The sequence below is a fragment of the Achromobacter sp. Marseille-Q4954 genome (genome assembly GCF_943737025.1).
Taxonomy (GTDB): domain Bacteria; phylum Pseudomonadota; class Gammaproteobacteria; order Burkholderiales; family Burkholderiaceae_B; genus Achromobacter; species Achromobacter bronchisepticus_A.
Window position 1 is genome coordinate 450,197 of record NZ_CALSFQ010000001.1, and the last position, 17,201, is coordinate 467,397.

18 protein-coding genes are annotated in these 17,201 nt (G+C 66.8%); 6 read left to right on the forward strand and 12 right to left on the reverse strand.

Annotation, left to right across the window (positions count from 1 at the left end):
* The first annotated feature begins 45 nt into the window (after nt 1–45).
* From NGK62_RS02085 to NGK62_RS02095, 3 genes are all read left to right on the forward strand, one after another.
* Entirely contained in the window at nt 46–1,407 is a 1,362-nt protein-coding gene (locus NGK62_RS02085; protein ID WP_118934208.1) for an acyclic terpene utilization AtuA family protein, read from the forward strand.
* Nucleotides 1,408–1,419: 12 nt separating this feature from the next.
* Entirely contained in the window at nt 1,420–1,746 is a 327-nt protein-coding gene (locus NGK62_RS02090; RefSeq protein ID WP_013392433.1) for a DUF4387 domain-containing protein, read from the forward strand.
* A 71-nt stretch (nt 1,747–1,817) separates the two neighbouring features.
* Nucleotides 1,818–2,768, forward strand: a complete 951-nt coding sequence (locus NGK62_RS02095) for a tripartite tricarboxylate transporter substrate-binding protein (protein WP_251877245.1) — start codon at nt 1,818–1,820, stop codon at nt 2,766–2,768.
* 3 nt (nt 2,769–2,771) lie between these two features.
* On the opposite strand, the gene NGK62_RS02100 is transcribed toward NGK62_RS02095, so the two are convergent.
* Both NGK62_RS02100 and orn read right to left on the reverse strand, forming a co-directional pair.
* Entirely contained in the window at nt 2,772–3,746 is a 975-nt protein-coding gene (locus NGK62_RS02100; RefSeq protein WP_059379307.1) for a sigma-54 interaction domain-containing protein, read from the reverse strand.
* Nucleotides 3,747–3,759: 13 nt separating this feature from the next.
* Nucleotides 3,760–4,305: an oligoribonuclease gene (gene orn, locus NGK62_RS02105; RefSeq protein WP_251877247.1), complete on the reverse strand. Its 546-nt coding sequence runs from the start codon at nt 4,303–4,305 to the stop codon at nt 3,760–3,762.
* Between the two features lie 63 nt (nt 4,306–4,368).
* Between orn and NGK62_RS02110 the strand changes: the two genes are divergently transcribed.
* Nucleotides 4,369–5,619, forward strand: a complete 1,251-nt coding sequence (locus NGK62_RS02110; RefSeq protein ID WP_059379308.1) for a M48 family metallopeptidase — start codon at nt 4,369–4,371, stop codon at nt 5,617–5,619.
* Nucleotides 5,616–6,521: a ribosome small subunit-dependent GTPase A gene (rsgA, locus tag NGK62_RS02115; RefSeq protein ID WP_118934202.1), complete on the forward strand. Its 906-nt coding sequence runs from the start codon at nt 5,616–5,618 to the stop codon at nt 6,519–6,521. Before NGK62_RS02110 ends, rsgA begins: the two co-directional genes overlap by 4 nt.
* 140 nt (nt 6,522–6,661) lie before the next feature.
* On the opposite strand, the gene NGK62_RS02120 is transcribed toward rsgA, so the two are convergent.
* Both NGK62_RS02120 and rplS read right to left on the reverse strand, forming a co-directional pair.
* Nucleotides 6,662–7,393 carry a CoA pyrophosphatase gene (locus NGK62_RS02120; RefSeq protein WP_059379310.1) on the reverse strand — a complete coding sequence of 244 codons (732 nt, stop codon included), beginning with the start codon at nt 7,391–7,393 and terminating at the stop codon, nt 6,662–6,664.
* Between the two features lie 135 nt (nt 7,394–7,528).
* Complete coding sequence (gene rplS / locus NGK62_RS02125) at nt 7,529–7,909, reverse strand: 50S ribosomal protein L19 (RefSeq protein WP_006218237.1); 381 nt, start codon at nt 7,907–7,909, stop codon at nt 7,529–7,531.
* 294 nt (nt 7,910–8,203) lie between these two features.
* Between rplS and NGK62_RS02130 the strand changes: the two genes are divergently transcribed.
* A complete protein-coding gene (locus tag NGK62_RS02130; protein ID WP_059379311.1) occupies nt 8,204–9,076 on the forward strand; it encodes an EamA family transporter in 873 nt (290 codons plus the stop codon).
* A 92-nt stretch (nt 9,077–9,168) separates the two neighbouring features.
* On the opposite strand, the gene NGK62_RS02135 is transcribed toward NGK62_RS02130, so the two are convergent.
* The 8 genes from NGK62_RS02135 to cysT all read right to left on the reverse strand — a co-directional run bounded on the left by NGK62_RS02135 (nt 9,169) and on the right by cysT (nt 17,181).
* Nucleotides 9,169–9,642, reverse strand: coding sequence for a hypothetical protein (locus NGK62_RS02135; RefSeq protein ID WP_251877249.1), 474 nt, complete (start codon nt 9,640–9,642; stop codon nt 9,169–9,171).
* Between the two features lie 73 nt (nt 9,643–9,715).
* Nucleotides 9,716–11,062 carry a PA0069 family radical SAM protein gene (locus NGK62_RS02140; protein ID WP_251877251.1) on the reverse strand — a complete coding sequence of 449 codons (1,347 nt, stop codon included), beginning with the start codon at nt 11,060–11,062 and terminating at the stop codon, nt 9,716–9,718.
* 212 nt (nt 11,063–11,274) lie between these two features.
* Nucleotides 11,275–12,573 (reverse strand): sulfate adenylyltransferase subunit 1, encoded by a 1,299-nt coding sequence (locus NGK62_RS02145; RefSeq protein ID WP_251877253.1) that lies wholly within the window; start codon nt 12,571–12,573, stop codon nt 11,275–11,277.
* 41 nt (nt 12,574–12,614) lie between these two features.
* Nucleotides 12,615–13,523, reverse strand: coding sequence for a sulfate adenylyltransferase subunit CysD (gene cysD, locus NGK62_RS02150; RefSeq protein WP_059379315.1), 909 nt, complete (start codon nt 13,521–13,523; stop codon nt 12,615–12,617).
* Nucleotides 13,524–13,564: 41 nt separating this feature from the next.
* Nucleotides 13,565–14,308 (reverse strand): phosphoadenylyl-sulfate reductase, encoded by a 744-nt coding sequence (locus tag NGK62_RS02155; protein ID WP_251877255.1) that lies wholly within the window; start codon nt 14,306–14,308, stop codon nt 13,565–13,567.
* Nucleotides 14,305–15,369, reverse strand: a complete 1,065-nt coding sequence (locus tag NGK62_RS02160; protein WP_118933402.1) for a sulfate/molybdate ABC transporter ATP-binding protein — start codon at nt 15,367–15,369, stop codon at nt 14,305–14,307. Before NGK62_RS02160 ends, NGK62_RS02155 begins: the two co-directional genes overlap by 4 nt.
* Before the next feature lie 25 nt (nt 15,370–15,394).
* Entirely contained in the window at nt 15,395–16,294 is a 900-nt protein-coding gene (cysW, locus tag NGK62_RS02165; protein WP_059379318.1) for a sulfate ABC transporter permease subunit CysW, read from the reverse strand.
* A complete protein-coding gene (cysT, locus tag NGK62_RS02170) occupies nt 16,291–17,181 on the reverse strand; it encodes a sulfate ABC transporter permease subunit CysT (protein WP_059379319.1) in 891 nt (296 codons plus the stop codon). The genes cysW and cysT overlap by 4 nt, the downstream gene beginning before the upstream one ends.
* Nucleotides 17,182–17,201: the final 20 nt, after the last annotated feature.

The window sequence follows — 17,201 nt, forward strand, 5'->3', positions numbered from 1 at the left end:
CCGGTACGAGCGAGACCGGACGACTCAACTGAAGAGACTACACCCATGCGTTCCATGAGCATCATCTGCCCGAACGGGCACTTAGGATTCGCCCCCTTGCGCACCGAGAGCTTCCAGCTCGGCGTCGCCGCCGGGCCGGACTGCATCGCCGCCGACTCGGGCAGCGACGACGTGGGTCCCGTGCCGCTGGGCTCCGATACCTCCACCAGCCCGCAAGCCTGGCAGCGCCACGACCTGGAACAGATGCTGCTGGCCGCGCGCAAGCTGGGTGTGCCCATGGTCATCGGCTCGGCCGGCGACACCGGCTCCAACAGCCGCGTCGACCTGTATGTGCGCCTGATCAAGGAAATCGCCGCCGAGCACAAGCTGGCTCCGTTCAAGATCGGCTACTTCTATTCCGAAGTCGACAAGGAGCGCGTGCGCCGCGCGCTGCGCGCGGGCCAGCAGGTGGCGGGCCTGGACGGCTACGCCGACCTGACCGAGGCCGAGCTGGATGCCAGCGACCGCATCGTGGCCGTGGCCGGCGTGCATCCCTACATCAAGCTGCTGGAAGCCGGCGCGGACGTGGTCATCGGCGGCCGCAGCTCGGACGCCGCCGTGTTCGCCGCCCCGGCCCTGCACCAGGGCTACGATGCCGACCGCGCCTATTACCTGGGCAAGGTACTGGAGTGCGCCTCGTTCTGCGCCGAGCCCTACGGCGGCAAGGAAACCGTGATGGGCGAGATCTCGGCCGAGGACGTGCGCGTCACCGCCATGCATCCCGACCAGCGCTGCACCATCGCGTCAGTCGCGGGCCACGCGATGTACGAGCGCTCCAATCCGTACGAAGAATTCTTCGCCGGCGGCCGGCTCGACATGGCCGAATGCCGCTACGAGCAACTGAGCGAAAAGACCACCCGCATCACCGGCTCGCGCTTCGAGCCCGCCGCCCAGGTGCGCGTGAAGCTGGAAGGCTCCGGCAAGGTCGGCGAACGCTACATGGGGCTTTGCGGCATACGCGATCCCTACACCATCGCCAACGTGGACCGCGTCATCGCCTGGGCGCGCGACAAGGTGCGCGAACGCTTCGGCGACTCGGGCTACGAGCTGCACTACAAGGTCTACGGGCGCGACGGCGTCATGGGCGACCTGGAGCCGCTGCGCGACCAGCCCGGCCACGAGCTGTGCGTCATGGTCCAGGGCGTGGCGCCGACCGCCGAAATGGCCGAGGAGCTGACGCTCACGGGCCTGCGCCAGATGTTCTACGCCCGCCTGCCCGACGTGAAAGGCACGGCCGGCTCGGTATCGTTTCCGCTGGACGAAGTGGTACGCACCAGCGCCGCCTACCGTTGGACCCTGAACCACACGCTGCCGGTGGAAGACGCCGGCGAACTCTTCCCGACCCACCTCACCGAGGCTGGCGCCTGAGCCGGCAAGACCATGAGCACCCAGAAACTCAGCACCCTGGCCAAGACCATCCGCAGCAAGAACGCGGGCGTGAACAAGATCACCTTCGACATCATCTTCCGCGAGCCGGCGACCTACGAGGCGGTCAAGCGCTCCGGCGCGCTGACGCGCGCCAGCATGGCCGCCCTGTACCGCATCGACGACAGCCGCATATCGGACTTCGTGCATTACGATCCCGGCCTGGCCATCAAGTTCACGATCTACCGGCTGGCTCCCAGCGGGTCCGCGGGCGACGGCGACATCTTCGGCGCGCAGCAGTATGCGCCGCTGCTGGACGTCGCAGTTCCCATGCCGGACTGAACGCCGCGGGCGCCGCGTCCGGCGCCCGCTCCAACCTCCGCTCTCCTAGAGAATCGATCATGAAAGCGCTAATGCAAACAACGTTGTTCCTGGCGGCATCCCTGCTGGCCGGCGCGGCAGCGGCCCAGACGGAAGTGCCCAAGCAGGTCAAGATCGTAGTGCCGTTCACCGCCGGCGCCAGCAATGACGCGATCGCCCGCGCGATCGCGCCGCAACTCGCGGCCCGCCTCGGCAACACGGTGATCGTGGAAAATCGCGGCGGCGCGGCCGGCGCGATCGGTTCCGAGTACGTGGCCCGCTCGGCCAAGGACGGCTCGGTGCTGCTCCTGACCTCGTCGACCTTCCTGACCACCGCCGCCACCCAGCCGCACCTGCCCTACGACCCGCTGAAGCAGTTCGCGCCGGTGGCGATGATAGGACAGGGTCCGCTGGTCATCGCCGCCTCGGCGCAGACGCCCTACACCTCGTTGAAGCAGCTGCTGGAAGCGGCGCGCAGCAAGCCGGGCGCCCTGAACTACGGCAGCGCCGGCGTCGGCTCGCTGGCGCACCTGGCCACCGTCATGCTGGACGACGCCGCGGGTACGGACATGACCCACGTCCCCTACAAGGGCGCGGCCAACGCCGCCTCCGACCTGGCCGGCGGGCTGATCCACGTCATGCTGTCCAACTACAGCACGCTGGCCCCCGTGGTGCAGGGCAAGAAGGTCAAGCTGCTGGCCACCACGGCGCAAGCGCCCTCCGCGGCGTTCCCCGACCTGCCGCCGGCCGCGCAGGCGCTGCCGGGGTATTCGGTGCAGATCTGGGTGGGCGTGTTCGCGCCAGCGGGCACGCCGCAGCCTTATATCGACAAGCTCAACGCCGCGCTCGTCGAGATTTCGGCGTCGCCCGAAATGAAGGCCTTGCTGGATCTGGACGGCACCGTGCCGTCGCGCATGGACAGCGCCGAATTCGGCACGCGCGTGCGCGAGGAACTGGCCCTGTGGCAAGGCATTGCGCGCAAGCACAACATCAGCGCGGAATAGCTTTTAACCGTCCAGCCCCAGCTTGAGCATCTGGTGGCGCAGGGCGTGCCGCGTGAGTCCCAGGGACTCGGCGGCGCGCCCCAGATTGCCGTCCTGGGCCTGCAAAGCCGCGCGGATCAGGCCGCGCTGGAACTGCGCGGATAGTTCGGCATAGGTGCCGGCAGCGGCTGGCGAAGCCGCCGGCGCGGGCTTGCCGGCTTCGCGCAGGATGCGCTGCGGCAGGTGCCGCGCCAGCACCGTGTCGCCGTCTTCCAGGATGCAGATCCGTTCCAGCAGATTGCCGAGTTCGCGCACATTGCCCGGCCAGGCGTAGGCCTTGAAAATGCGCCGCACCTCGGGATCGATGACGGTAAAACGGCTGCCGTGGGTGGCGTTGTAGCGTTCCAGGAAACGCTGCGCCAGCACGATGACGTCATCGCCGCGCTCGCGCAGCGGCGGCAGGTTGATCGACACCACCTGCAGGCGGTAATACAGGTCGTCGCGAAAGCGGCCGGCCTGCACTTCCCCCAGCAGGATCTTGTTGGTGGCGGCGATGAAACGCGCATCGACCGAAACCTCCTGGACCGCGCCGATGCGCCGGAAGCGCCGGCTGTCCAGCAAGGTCAGGATCTTGGCCTGCATGACCGGATCCAGCTCGCGGATCTCGTCCAGGAACACGCTGCCGCCGTTGGCGGCTTCGAGCAGCCCGGTCTTGCGCGCCACCGCCCCGGTGAACGCACCGCGTTCATGGCCAAACAATTCGGATTCGAGCAGGTTGCCCGGGATGGCGGCGCAGTTGATCTCGGTATAGCCCTTGGCCGCGCGCGCCGACTGCGCATGCAGGTTGCGGGCGACCAGCCCCTTGCCCGTGCCGGTTTCGCCGTAGATGAGAACGATGCTGGCCTTGCTGCGCGCGACCCGGCCGACCAGATCGCGCAGCGCCGCCATCGACGGGTGCTCCCCGATGAGCGGCTCGCAGGCGGACGGGACGGCAGGCATGGCGAAAGACCGCTTACACCTTCAGGAAGTGTTCGCGGTAGTACTTGAGCTCGTCGATCGATTCGTAGATGTCAGCCAGCGCTTCGTGGCGGCTCTTCTTCTCGAATCCCTTGTAGACGGTCGGCGCCCAGCGGCGCGCCAGTTCCTTCAGCGTGCTCACGTCCAGGTTGCGGTAATGGAAGAACTGCTCCAGGCGCGGCATGTAAGCAAACATGAAGCGGCGGTCCTGGCTGATGGTGTTGCCGCAAAGCGGCGACTTGCCTGCCGGCACGTGCTGCGCCAGAAACGCCAGCAGCGTATCCTCGGCCTGCGCCTCGGAAATCGTCGACGCCTTGACCTTGTCGATCAGGCCGCTCTTGCCGTGGGTGGATTTGTTCCAGCTGTCCATGGCGTCGAGCAGGCTGTCGGGCTGGTGCACCACCAGCACGGGGCCTTCGGCCACGACGGTCAGGTCGGGTTCCGTCACCACCACGGCGACTTCGATGATGCGTTCTTTCTCAGGGTCCAGGCCGGTCATTTCCATGTCCAGCCAAACCAGGCGGTTTTCGTTCACAGCCATATAATTTGCCTATAAAACGTGCGATTTTCGCACATACCTACACTTGAGCACGCCACATCGCCCATGTTCACACTGCTGTTCGTTGCCTTCCTGCTGACCGATATCGCCGTGCGCCTGTGGCTGGCTACGCGCCAGATCCGCCACGTCGCGCGCAACCGCGACCAGGTGCCGTCTGAATTCTCCCACCGTATCGGCTTGGCCAGCCATCAGCGCGCGGCGGATTACACGGTGGCGCGGGTCAAGCTGGGCATGCTGGAACGCACCTACGACGCCATCCTGCTGGTGTGCCTGACGCTGATGGGCGGGCTGCAGCTCATCGACCTGATGGTGGCCCAGCTTACCAGCAACGACTTCCTGCGCCAGATGCTGCTGCTGGTCGTGGTGGCGCTGCTGCTGGGCCTGCTGGGCTTGCCTTTCACGCTGTGGCGGCAGTTCAAGCTGGAAGCGCGCTTCGGCTTCAACCGCATGACGCCCGGCCTGTTCATCGCCGACGCCGTCAAGGGCCTGCTGGTCGCGGCGGTGCTGGGCCTGCCGCTGGCGGCCGCGGTGCTATGGCTGATGGGCAGCGCGGGCGCCTACTGGTGGGTGTGGGCCTGGGCGCTATGGACCGCGTTCAACCTGGCGCTTCTGATCGTCTACCCGATGTTCATCGCTCCGCTCTTCAATAAATTCACGCCGCTATCCGATCCGGAACTGGCCGGCCGCATCCAGCGCCTGGCCCAGCGCTGCGGCTTCGCGCTCAACGGCCTGTTCGTGATGGACGGCTCGCGCCGCTCAGCCCACGGCAATGCCTATTTCACGGGCTTCGGCCGCTCGCGCCGCATCGTGTTCTTCGACACCCTGCTGGCGCGCCTGAACGGCGACGAGATCGAAGCCGTGCTGGCGCATGAACTCGGTCACTTCGCCAAGCGCCACATCATCAAGCGCATCGTCTTCAGCTTCGCCGCCGCGCTGGCGTTCTTCGCCATCCTGGGCTGGATCTCGCAACAGCCCTGGTTCTACGTGGGACTGGGCGTCATGCCGCAACTGGGCGGGCGCAACGACGCCATGGCGCTGCTGCTGTTCTTCCTGGTCATCCCCGTCTTCACTTTCATGCTCACGCCCGTGGCCAGCTGGTACTCGCGCCGCGACGAGTTCGAAGCGGACCGCTACGCGGCCGAACAGAGCTCGCCGGAACGCCTGGTGTCCGCGCTGGTCAAACTTTACGACGACAACGCCGCCACCTTGACTCCCGACCCCGTGCACTCCGCCTTCTACGACAGCCATCCCCCCGCCGCCGTGCGCATCCGCCACCTGACGGCGGCCGCTGCATGACCGCGCCGTCCAACGAAGGCCGCATCATCGCCGCCCACGGGCGCCACTACACGGTGGAACTCGCCGACGGCACGCTGCGCAAGTGCTTCCCGCGCGGCAAGAAGGCAGGCGCCGCCGTGGGCGACCGCGTGCGCATCACGCCCCAGGGCAAGGACGAAGGCGCCATCGACGCCATCCTGCCGCGGCGCAATCTGCTGTACCGCTCGGACGAAATGCGTTCCAAGCAGTTCGCCTCCAACGTCGACCAGTTGCTGATCGTCGTCGCCGTGCAGCCCACGTTTTCGGATGACCTGACCGGGCGCGCCCTGGCCGGCGCCTGGAGCGCGGACATCGCGCCCATCATCATCCTCAACAAGACCGACCTGTCCGACGAACTGCCGGCGGCGCGCGCGCGGCTGGCGCCGATTGCCGCGCTGGGTGTGGACGTGATCGAACTCAGCGCGCTGGAGCCCGAGAAAGTGCATACGCTGCTGGCGCCGCGCCTGGCCGGGCACACCAGCCTGCTGCTGGGCCAGAGCGGCATGGGCAAGTCCACGCTGCTCAACGCCCTGGTGCCGGACGCCGCCGCCCCCACCCGCGAACACTCCACGGCGCTGGACATGGGCAAGCACACCACCACCAGCACGCGGCTTTATCACCTGCCCGCTCCCGGCGGCGACCTGATCGACTCCCCGGGCTTCCAGGCCTTCGGCCTGCAGCACCTGAGCCGCGAGGACATCATCCGCGGCTTCCCGGAGTTCACCAAACCCATCGAACAGTGCCGTTTCTACAACTGCACCCACCGCCAGGAGCCTGGCTGCGGCGTGGTCGCGGCCCTGCAGGCGGGCGCGATCGACCCGGCGCGCTATGCCTTGTACCAGCGCATCCTGGAAGAGAACCTGGCGGGGCAACAACGCTACTAGCGTCTTGCCCCCTCGGCACTTGCGCCGGTGCCCGACGCTGACGTCTCCGAGCGGTCCCGCAATGAATACGGCCCCGGTATGGGGCCGTATTCATTGGCGGCGCGAACCAGAAACCCGACAAGGCCGGCGCGCAACAAAGATCAACGGGGCGTGAAGCCGTGGCGCAGCAGATGGTAGAGGTTGCGCAACATGCCGGCGGTCGCGCCCCAGATGAAATGCTTGCCGTAAGGCATGCCGTAGTACTGGCGCACCCGGCCGTCGTCCAGGCGGGCTTCGTACAGCCTGTGATTGGCGGGGTCCATCAGGAAGGACAGCGGCACCTCGAACACTTCCGCCACCTCGAAGGCATCGGGGGCCAGGTCAAAGCCCGGACGCACCAGCGACACCACCGGAACGATGGAGAATCCCGTCGCCGTCAGATACGGCGGCATGCTGCCCAGCACTTCGACGTGGTTGGCGGGCAACCCGGTTTCTTCCTGCGCTTCACGCAAGGCCGCGGCCTCGGGCGTGGAATCGCTGGTTTCGATGCGCCCGCCCGGAAAGCTGATCTGGCCGGCATGGTCATGCAGGTGGGCGGCGCGCTGCGTCAACATGATGTGGACGCCGTTGTCGCGCGTCACCAGCGGAATCAGCACCGCCGCCGGCACGGGCACGCCTTCGCGGCCCGGATAGCGCAGGTCGGTGTCGCGCGACAGCTCCAGCGTCCAGGTGGACGGCTGGCTGAGCGTGCCCCGCAACGAATCCGGGGTCAACAGGCTGGCGGGCACGGCCGGCAAGGACGCGTTGGCGACCACCCAGGGTTGCGTCGCCGGATCGAAGCCGGGACGCGCCAGCGGCCGCCGGGGCCGCGGAGAAGACGAGGAATCAGACATACGGCTCTGCAAAAGGCTCTGCAAAAAGAAAAAGGCACCCTCGCAGGTGCCTTTTTAACCCGGAAACCCGTGCCGAACGAAAACGCTGGATGGCGTGAGCGTCCGACACTGGTAGGGCCGTGTGCCGATAAGCGATCAAGCCGCCGAGGCTTGCTTGCTGACCAGCTTTTCCTTGATACGCGCCGACTTGCCCGAGCGGTTGCGCAGGTAGTACAGCTTGGCGCGGCGCACGTCGCCGCGGCGCTTGACTTCGATGCCGGCGATTTGCGGCGAGTACAGCTGGAACGTACGTTCCACGGCTTCACCCGACGAAATCTTGCGCACGGTGAACGCGGAGTTCAGGCCGCGGTTGCGCTTGGCGATCACGACGCCTTCGAAAGCCTGCACGCGCTTGCGGGTGCCTTCAACGACGTTCACGCTCACGATGACGGTGTCACCAGGAGCAAATTCAGGCTTGGCTTGACCGCCGGTCAGGCGGGCAATTTCTTCCTGTTCCAGGATAGCGATAAGGTTCATGAGAACTCCTAGATCATCATGTCTTTGCGGACTAAAACTTTTGCCGTTCGATGTTGTTCACGCGATTTCTGCAGGACTGCGCAGTACGCAGCCCACATCCGTCGCGTGTTGCACGGGCCATGGCGGTAAGGCCAGCCCCCGTTGCATGTGCCGCAAGCAGAGGATGAGATTTGGCAAACCAATGATTCTACACCAAAAATCGCTCCAGGCATCAGGTAACATGGCCCCGGTTCTCGCGGTTTGGAGTACCCTTCCGTCTTCTGTAACAAACACGTCATCTGACGCTGTTCCCTCATGTCGTATTCGTCCCTGATATTGGTCGTCCTGGCGGCAATGGCCCACGCCACGTGGAATCTGCTCGCCAAGCGCGCGGCCATGGTGGGCGCTCCCTTTGTCTTCGCCTATGGCCTGTGCGCTTCCGTGCTGTATGCGCCCTGGGTCATCTGGGTGCTGATGCATGACGGCATGACCTGGACCTGGCCCGTGGTCGGCGCCATCCTGACTTCCAGCCTGTTGCATCTGGGCTACAGCCTGTGCCTGCAGCGCGGCTATCAGGTAGCCGACCTGTCGGTCGTCTACCCCATCGCCCGAGGTACCGGCCCGCTGCTGTCCACCACCGGCGCCTTTTTGCTGCTGGGCGAACCCGCCACCAGCACCGGCATCATCGGCATGCTTTGCGTGGTGGGCGGCGTGCTGCTGATCGCGACCCAGGGCCGCCTGGCCATTTTCAAGCAGGCCCAGGCCTGGGTCGGCGTGCGCTGGGGCGTGGTGATCGGCCTGTTCATCGCGGCCTATACCGTCGTCGACGCCTATGGCGTGAAAGTGTTGTTGATCAGCCCGGTGCTGTTCGACTGGTTTACCTGCGTGACCCGCACGACCATGATGGCCCCCCACATGCTGCGCCGCCGCCCCCAGGCCTGGGAGGCCATGCGCGGGCACTGGCATCTGGCGTTGGCCGTGGGCCTGCTGTCGCCGTTGGGCTACATCCTGGTGCTGTATGCGCTGCGCAACGGCGCGCCGCTGAGCCTGGTCGCCCCTGCCCGGGAAATGTCGATGATGCTCGGCACCTTGGCCGGCATGTTCCTGCTGCGCGAAAAAGTCGGACCGGGCCGGCTGGCGGGTTGTATGGCCATCCTGGCGGGTGTCATTCTGCTCGGTTCAAGCTGACGGGCACCGCTCCTGGCCACTGCGGCTGGCGGGGCTGGCGCGTACCTACCGCTTACGCCCGGCCTGCCGGCTACCGCCGGGCATAGGGCCGCTCAGAATCCGGCGGCCGCGCCCAGCCACATCAGGCCGGGGATGATCGCGCCCCAGGCCAGCACCATCACCACATCGATCACCATGGCCTTCATGGTCACCTGCGCCGTTACGGGTTCCACCGTGGCGTTGCCCAGGCTGCGCTCGCGCGCGGCGGCAGGCGCGGCGGCAGGCGTGGCGGCAACCGCGGCCTCGACCGGTACGACCGGCGCTGCGGGCGCGGACATCGGCGCGGCGACTGCCGGACCAGCCAGCGCCCCGGCTTCGGCGGGCGCGGGCGGGAACGGCCAGCGAGCCGGGGCGGAACCGGGCCGCGTGCGGCGGCGCGGTTCGACATCGGCTGCGGATGTATTCCAGGGCAGCGCCATGCCGGCGACCCTGGCGCACCAGGCGCGGGCGCGGTTCGTGCCGCGGCGCAGCGGGTTCAGGGTGACGACGAGTTCATCCGACAAGACGGAAATATCAGCGGTGTTCATGGGAACTCCTAGGAAAGACGGTCCAGCGCCAGGGCATAGCCCCCCGGCAGGCATGCGCGGCGGCAGCCGGCGGTCAATCGAACAATGACAACTGGCCTGCGGCCATGGCTTGCAACTGGCGCGCTACGCGCCCGTGCGCGCCGCCGGCTGCGGGCGATACGGCGGGAAAAGGGACCCCTGAAGACGCTTGCGCGCCAGCCGGGGATAGGAAATCGGCAGCCTTCGCCGCGGCGGCGGCGGGAGGCAGGAAACGGTCGCAGTCCAGCGCCAGGCGATGGCGGTTCAAGCCCAGCTTGCGCGTGGCGATGGTGAAGCGCTGACGCAGCAGATCGGCCCAGACGCCGGTCCCGCGCATGCGCGACCCGAAATTGGGATCGTTGCGGCGGCCGTTGCGCAGGTCTTCGATACGATGCAGGACGCGCTGGGCGCGGTCCGGGAAATGGGCATTGAGCCAGTCCTCGAACAGGGTCTTGACCTCCCAGGGCAGGCGCAGGACGGTGTAGCTGGCATAGTGCGCGCCGGCCGCCTTGGACTCCTGGAGGATGTGCTCCATGGACTCGTCGTTGATGAACGGGATGATGGGCGCCACCAGCACGCCCACCGGCACGCCGGCGTCGGTCAGGCTGCGTACCGCTTCCAGCCGGCGCCACGGTGCGGCGGCGCGCGGTTCCAGCGTGCGGGCCATGCCGGCGTCCAGTGTGGTGATGCTCATGTACACCACCACCAGCTTCTGCTCGGCCAGGGCGGCCAGCAGGTCCAGGTCGCGGGCGACCAGCGCGTTCTTGGTGACGATGGTGAGCGGATGGCGGGTTTCCAGCATCAGTTCGAGCAGGCCGCGGGTAAGCCGCCATTCGCGTTCGATGGGCTGGTAGGCGTCGGTGGCGGAACCGATGTTGATGGGAGACGGCTTGTAGCCTGGCCGCGCGAGTTCGGCGCGCAGGGCCTCTACCGCATTGGCCTTGGCCACCAGCCGGGTTTCGAAGTCCAGCCCGGGCGACAGGCCCAGGTAGGAATGGGTGGGCCGGGCATAACAATAGACGCAGCCATGCTCGCAGCCGCGGTACGGATTTACCGCCACGTCGAAGGGGATGTCGGGCGAATCGTTGCGCGACAGCATCTTGCGCGCTTCTTCGGCGGTGACCGTGGTCTTGGGAGCGGCCGGCGCAATGCGCGCATCCGGCACGATGGGAATGACGCGGGCGGCTTGCTCGCCGGCGGCAGCTTCGGGGAAATTATCGGGGACGGAGTCTACGAAGTCGGCGGGCAGACCGGAGGAAGACCAGCCGTCGTCGACCTGCACGCGGTCATCGCGCTGAAAGCGATGCCGAACATTAGTAACCGCACCCCGACCGCGCAAGGCGGCGGGGGCGGCAGCCGGGGACCCAGAACCGGCGGGAAAAGAATGATCGGTGCGTGCCATGAAAACTACTGTACAAAAACACAGTGGTTTTGACAAGCACCAAAAGCCTTTTCGTAAGACAGCCCCACTTTACCGCAAGACGCCGGCGCCGTCCGGACAAATCGTTTTCACCAGGCGAGATCGCCTGGAAACCCGCACCAATACTGGATCTAGCAGAAAAACAACAGGTTCTGCGGGGGCAGGAAGCCCGTTGTTTTCCGGCCTCTTGCGGATTAGCGCAACATACCTGCCGCAGCGGTCTGATGCGTGGCTTCGTCGATCAGAATGAATGCGCCGGTCGCGGGCACATCGGCATAGCGATCGACCGCCAGCGACTCGCGCGTGGTGAGCGTGACGCGTCCGATATCGTTCATGCGCAGCGTGCCCTCGGTGTTCTCCACTTCCTGCAGTTCGTGGATGTCGCGATGCGACAGCACCGCGCGTATCTTCGCCGAGGTCAGGCGCGTGCCCGACTTCAGCAGATACTTGCGTGCGGGATTCAAGGCCTGCGCATCGAGCCAGCACAGCTCGGCTTCGAATTCCCGCGCGACCTGCGCCGGCGCCGACGCACGCACGATCACATCGCCGCGCGACACGTCCACGTCGCGGTCCAGCACCAGCGTGATCGAGTCGCCCGCCACTGCTTCATCCAGCGCGCGGTCGAAGGCGCGCACTTCGCTCACGACTGCCGTCACGCCCGAGGGTTGCACCGTGATCTCGTCGCCCGGCCGCAGCACGCCGCTTGCGACGCGGCCGGCATAGCCGCGGAAGTCATCCTTGCGGCTGCCGTCATGGCGTGCCACCCATTGCACCGGAAAGCGCAACGGCAAGGCGCGGCCATCGCTTGCCAGGTCCAGCGACTCCAGCAAGGCCAGCAAGGGCTGTCCTTCGTACCAGGGCGTTTGCGGCGACAGCGTGACGACGTTGTCGCCGTTGAGCGCCGACAGCGGCAGCGCGTCGAAGTGCTCGATGCCCAGCTTGCCCGCCAGGTCGGCGTAGGCGTCGCGGATGCGCTCGAACACCGTGCGGTCCCAGTCCACCAGGTCCATCTTGTTGACCGCCACCACGATGTGACGGATGCCCAAGAGGCGCGCGATGGTGCTGTGGCGCTTGGTCTGCGGCAACAGCACGCCGTCGGCCGCGCGGGTGGCGTCGATCAGGATGACGGCCACGTCGGCGGTCGACGCGCCCGTGACCATGTTGCGCGTGTACTGCTCGTGGCCCGGCGCGTCGGCGATGATGAACTTGCGCGCGGGCGTCGAGAAATAGCGGTAGGCCACGTCGATGGTGATGCCCTGCTCGCGCTCGGCCTCCAGGCCGTCGGTCAGCAGCGAAAAGTCGATGCCGTCGCCCGCCACGCGCTTGTGCTTGGCGCGCGAGATCGCGTCCAGCTGGTCGGCGAACACGCCTTTGCTGTCGTACAGCAGGCGGCCGATCAGCGTCGATTTGCCGTCGTCCACCGAGCCTGCGGTAATCAGGCGCAGCACGCCCGTGTCGGCGCCGGAAAGAAAAGAATCATTGAGTGCGTTCATGTGCGTTCCTGGTCGCCGGCGAATGCCGGCGTGTCATGCGATCAGAAATAGCCTTCTTTCTTGCGGCGCTCCATCGAGGCCTCGGAAGTCTGGTCGTCCATGCGCGTGGCGCCGCGCTCGGTAATGTCGGTCACCGCGGTTTCGGCAATGATGGCCCGGGTGTCGGCGGCATCCGACGCCACCGGGCAGGTGCAGGAGATATCGCCCACCGTGCGAAACCGAACCTGCAGGCGTTCGACCTGTTCGCCATCCTGCGGCGGGGTCAGCCGCGTGACCGGCACCAGCAGACCCTTGCGGCGCACGACCTCGCGCTGGTGGCTGTAGTAGATCGACGGCAGCGCCAGCTGCTCGCGCTGGATGTACTGCCAGACGTCCAGCTCGGTCCAATTCGAGATCGGGAACACGCGCATGTTCTCGCCGCGATGCACGCGGGTATTGAACAGGTTCCAGAGTTCCGGGCGCTGCGCCTTCGGATCCCATTGGCCGAACTCGTCGCGGAACGAGAAGATGCGTTCCTTGGCGCGGGCCTTTTCCTCGTCGCGGCGCGCGCCGCCGATGCAGGCGTCAAAGCCGAATTCCTCGATCGCCTCCAGCAGCGTCACCGCCTGGGCGGCATTGCGCGAGTCGGTCTCGCGGCGCAGCACCACGCTGCCGCGCGCGATGGAGTCCTCGACGCTGCGCACGATCAGGGTCTCGCCCAGCTCGGCCGCGCGCGCATCGCGGAAGGCGATCACTTCGTCGAAGTTGTGGCCGGTATCGATGTGCATCAGCGGGAACGGAAAACGCCCCGGCCGGAAGGCCTTCTCGGCCAGGCGCAACAGCACCACGGAGTCCTTGCCGCCCGAGAACAGCAGCACGGGCTTCTCGCTTTCGGCGGCCACCTCGCGCAGGATGAATATTGCTTCCGATTCCAGCCAATCCAGGTGGCTGCGTTGGATCACTGCAGACATATGCACTTCCCCTAAAACAGATTTCGAATTCGTGGGCCGCATCAATCGGCGCGCGCCGCGATGCTGATGACCCGGTTGCCCGCATGCAGGCCGCATTCCTTGGAATCCGACGACTCCCACCACCAGCGCCCTGCCCGCAGGTCTTCGCCGGGACGGATGGCTCGGGTACAGGGTTCGCAGCCGATGGACGGGTAGCCCTGGTCGTGCAACGGGTTGTATGGAATGCCCAGCGCGCGGATGGCGGACCAGACCTCGTCTTCGCTCCATTCGGCCAGCGGATTGAACTTGTAGAGGCCGAAAGCCTGGTCCTCTTCTTCCAGCGGCAGTTCGCCGCGGGTGGTGGATTGCGCCCGCCGCTGCCCTGTGATCCAGGCGCCGCGTCCGGCCAGCGCGCGCTTGAGCGGCTCGACCTTGCGGATCTGGCAACAGGCCTTGCGCAGTTCCACGCTTTCATAGAACGCGTAGGCGCCATGTTCGGCGACGTGCTGCTCGACCGCGGCCGCCACCGGCCGGTACACAGTGACCTCGCGGCCGTAGCGTTCGCGCACGGCGTCCAGCACGCCCAGCGTTTCGGCGTGCAGCCGGCCCGTGTCCAGCGTGAAGACTTCCAGGTCGAGGCTGGCACTGTAGATGGCGTGCGTCAATAGCATGTCCTCGGCCGCCAGCGAGGACGCCAGCGCCGCGTCCGGGTAGCGCCGCTGCACATCGGCCAGGCGCTCGCCCAGATCGCGCCAGCGCGCGGCCAGGCCCGGTTCGAGTTCAGGCAAAAGATCGGTAGTGCTCATGATTGCGTCGCGAAAATGCGCGCCCGCCGCGGACGCGCCAACAGTATTTCGCCATCGCGCAGGCCCAGTTCCCGGTACAGCGACTCGGGCACCTCGGCTTCGATGATGGCGTCGGAATCCTCGCTGGCCAGCTCCAGATAGGCGCTGGGGCCCGCAAGAAAGGCGTGCGCCAGGCGCACGGGGATGCCGTCCGCGCCGGCGCGATAGCGTTCGACCTCGAACTCGTGCGGCCGCACGTAGGCGGTGGCGCGTTGCGCTTCGGCGTGCGCCAGCTCCGGCGCGGGCAAGGACAGGCCGGCGCCGTTCCAGATGCCGCGCGTGGCAAAGCCCTGCAACTGGTTGACGTCGCCCAGGAAGCCGTAGACGAAGGGCGTGGCCGGCTCTTCCCAGACCTCACGCGGCGTGCCGACTTGCTCGATGCGGCCCGAGTTCATCAGCACCACGCGATCCGACACTTCCAGCGCTTCTTCCTGGTCATGGGTGACGAAGACGCTGGCCACGTTCAGCTCGTCATGCAGGCGGCGCAGCCAGCGCCGCAATTCCTTGCGCACCTTGGCGTCCAGCGCGCCGAAGGGCTCGTCCAGCAGCAGCACCCGCGGCTCGACGGCCAGCGCGCGCGCCAGGGCGATACGCTGGCGCTGGCCGCCGGAGAGTTGCGCGGGATAGCGGTCCGCCAGCCAGTCCAGCTGCACCAGTCCCAGCAGGTCATGCACCTTGCGCTGGATCACGTCCTCCGAGGGACGTTGCGAACGGTGCTTGACGCGCAGGCCGAAGGCCACGTTCTCGAACACCGTCATGTGCTTGAACAGCGCGTAGTGCTGGAACACGAAACCAACCTGGCGCTGGCGCACGTCCACCGCGGTGGCGTCTTCGCCCGCGAACAGCACGCTGCCGGAATCGGCCGACTCCAGCCCCGCGATGATGCGCAGCAGCGTGGTCTTGCCGCAGCCCGACGGACCCAGCAGCGCGACCAGCTCGCCCGTCTCGATATGCAGCGAGACGTCGTTCAGCGCGCGGAACTGGCCGAAGCGCTTGGATAGATTGCGGACTTCGATGCTCATGCTTATCTCCTGTCAGGCCGCCGCGTCAGGCCAGCGCCGGCTTGATGGCGGCCGGCTGGCCGGGATACTCGACCGGCAGGTCGGCGGCCTGTTGAAAGCGCGCGTTGCGCCACTCGACGATGTTCTTGGCCACCAGCGTCACCAGCGCCAGCAGGGCCAGCAACGACGCCACGGCGAACGCCGCGGAATACTGGTATTCGTTGTAGAGAATCTCGACGTGCAGGGTCATGGTGTTGGTCAGGCCGCGGATCTGCCCGGACACCACCGACACCGCGCCGAACTCGCCCATGGCCCGCGCGTTGCACAGGATGGCGCCGTACAGCAGGCCCCACTTGATGTTCGGCAGCGTGACGCGCCAGAAGATCTGCCAGCCGTTGGCGCCCAGGGTCAACGCGGCTTGCTCTTCTTCGCTGCCTTGCGCCTGCATCAGCGGGATCAGCTCGCGCGCCACGAACGGAAAGGTCACGAAGAGCGAGGCCAGCACAATGCCCGGCACCGCGTAGACGATCTTGATGTCGTGCGCCTGCAGCCAGCCGCCGAACCAGCCCTGCGTGCCGAACAGCAGCACGAATACCAGGCCGGCCACCACCGGCGACACCGAGAACGGCAGGTCGATCAAGGTGATCAGGAACTGCTTGCCGCGGAACTGGAACTTGGTGATCGCCCAGGCCGCGGCGACGCCAAACACCAGGTTCACCGGCAGCGCAATGGCCGCCACCAGCAGCGTCAGGCGGATGGCGGACAGCGCGTCCGGCTCGACGATGGCGTCCAGGTACAACTGCCAGCCCTTCTTGAAGGCTTCGGCAAATACCGCCGCCAGCGGCACCAGCAGGAACAGCGCCAGGAATCCCAGCGCGATGAAGAGCAGCACGCCGCGCACCCAGCGCGGCTCGGTCAGATGGGCGGGACGGTCCGCGGCGCTCATGCGAGCCTCCCGAGGTTGCGGCGGGCCTGCCAGCCCTGCAGCAGATTGATGACGAGCAACAGCGCGAAGGACAGCACCAGCATCACCGTGGCGATGGCGGCGGCGCCCGCGTAGTCGAATTCCTCGAGCTTGGCGATGATCAGCAGTGGCGTGATCTCGGACACCATGGGCATATTGCCGGCGATGAACACCACCGAACCGTACTCGCCCACCGCGCGCGCAAACGCCAGCGCGAAGCCGGTCATCAAGGCGGGCATGATGATGGGCAGCAGCACCCGACGTATGGTCTGCCAGCGGTTGGCGCCCAGGCTGGCCGCGGCCTCCTCGATTTCGCGCTCGACGTCTTCCAGCACCGGCTGCACCGTGCGCACCACGAACGGCACGCCGATGAAGATCAACGCGATCACGATGCCCAGCGGCGTGAACGCCACCTTCCAACCGAACCAGTCGGCCAGCGGCCCGCCCAGCCAGCCCTTCTGCGAATACAGCGAGGTCAGCGCGATGCCCGCCACCGCCGTGGGCAGCGCGAACGGCAGATCCACCAGCGCATCCAGGATCTTCTTGCCCGGAAAGCGGTAGCGCACCAGCACCCAGGCCACCACCGTGCCGAACACCAGGTTCACCAGCGCCGCGATCAGCGACGCGCCAAAGGTCAGCTTGTACGAGGCCAGCACCCGCGGCGCGGTCACCGCGTCCCAGAAGCCTTGCCAGCCCAGGCTCGCGCTCTTGATCGGCAAGGCCGCCAGCGGGATAAGCACGAGCACGCTGAGGTACAGCACCGCGTAACCCATCGAGATGCCGAATCCGGGCAGCACGCCCGGGCTGTTGCGCCGAAAGGCAAAAGGCGCTTGCGCGCCGTTTGCCGCCGGGTTCGAGGCTGTCGTCATGGCCGTCGTCCGATCATCAA

What these genes read in the sequence shown, in the direction of transcription:
- NGK62_RS02085 (WP_118934208.1), top strand. Translation starts at nt 46, where the DNA reads ATGCGTTCCATGAGCATCATCTGCCCGAACGGGCACTTAGGATTCGCC.
- NGK62_RS02090 (WP_013392433.1), top strand. Translation starts at nt 1,420, where the DNA reads ATGAGCACCCAGAAACTCAGCACCCTGGCCAAGACCATCCGCAGCAAG.
- NGK62_RS02095 (WP_251877245.1), top strand. Translation starts at nt 1,818, where the DNA reads ATGCAAACAACGTTGTTCCTGGCGGCATCCCTGCTGGCCGGCGCGGCA.
- NGK62_RS02100 (WP_059379307.1), bottom strand. Translation starts at nt 3,746, where the DNA reads ATGCCTGCCGTCCCGTCCGCCTGCGAGCCGCTCATCGGGGAGCACCCG.
- orn (WP_251877247.1), bottom strand. Translation starts at nt 4,305, where the DNA reads ATGGCTGTGAACGAAAACCGCCTGGTTTGGCTGGACATGGAAATGACC.
- NGK62_RS02110 (WP_059379308.1), top strand. Translation starts at nt 4,369, where the DNA reads ATGTTCACACTGCTGTTCGTTGCCTTCCTGCTGACCGATATCGCCGTG.
- rsgA (WP_118934202.1), top strand. Translation starts at nt 5,616, where the DNA reads ATGACCGCGCCGTCCAACGAAGGCCGCATCATCGCCGCCCACGGGCGC.
- NGK62_RS02120 (WP_059379310.1), bottom strand. Translation starts at nt 7,393, where the DNA reads ATGTCTGATTCCTCGTCTTCTCCGCGGCCCCGGCGGCCGCTGGCGCGT.
- rplS (WP_006218237.1), bottom strand. Translation starts at nt 7,909, where the DNA reads ATGAACCTTATCGCTATCCTGGAACAGGAAGAAATTGCCCGCCTGACC.
- NGK62_RS02130 (WP_059379311.1), top strand. Translation starts at nt 8,204, where the DNA reads ATGTCGTATTCGTCCCTGATATTGGTCGTCCTGGCGGCAATGGCCCAC.
- NGK62_RS02135 (WP_251877249.1), bottom strand. Translation starts at nt 9,642, where the DNA reads ATGAACACCGCTGATATTTCCGTCTTGTCGGATGAACTCGTCGTCACC.
- NGK62_RS02140 (WP_251877251.1), bottom strand. Translation starts at nt 11,062, where the DNA reads ATGGCACGCACCGATCATTCTTTTCCCGCCGGTTCTGGGTCCCCGGCT.
- NGK62_RS02145 (WP_251877253.1), bottom strand. Translation starts at nt 12,573, where the DNA reads ATGAACGCACTCAATGATTCTTTTCTTTCCGGCGCCGACACGGGCGTG.
- cysD (WP_059379315.1), bottom strand. Translation starts at nt 13,523, where the DNA reads ATGTCTGCAGTGATCCAACGCAGCCACCTGGATTGGCTGGAATCGGAA.
- NGK62_RS02155 (WP_251877255.1), bottom strand. Translation starts at nt 14,308, where the DNA reads ATGAGCACTACCGATCTTTTGCCTGAACTCGAACCGGGCCTGGCCGCG.
- NGK62_RS02160 (WP_118933402.1), bottom strand. Translation starts at nt 15,369, where the DNA reads ATGAGCATCGAAGTCCGCAATCTATCCAAGCGCTTCGGCCAGTTCCGC.
- cysW (WP_059379318.1), bottom strand. Translation starts at nt 16,294, where the DNA reads ATGAGCGCCGCGGACCGTCCCGCCCATCTGACCGAGCCGCGCTGGGTG.
- cysT (WP_059379319.1), bottom strand. Translation starts at nt 17,181, where the DNA reads ATGACGACAGCCTCGAACCCGGCGGCAAACGGCGCGCAAGCGCCTTTT.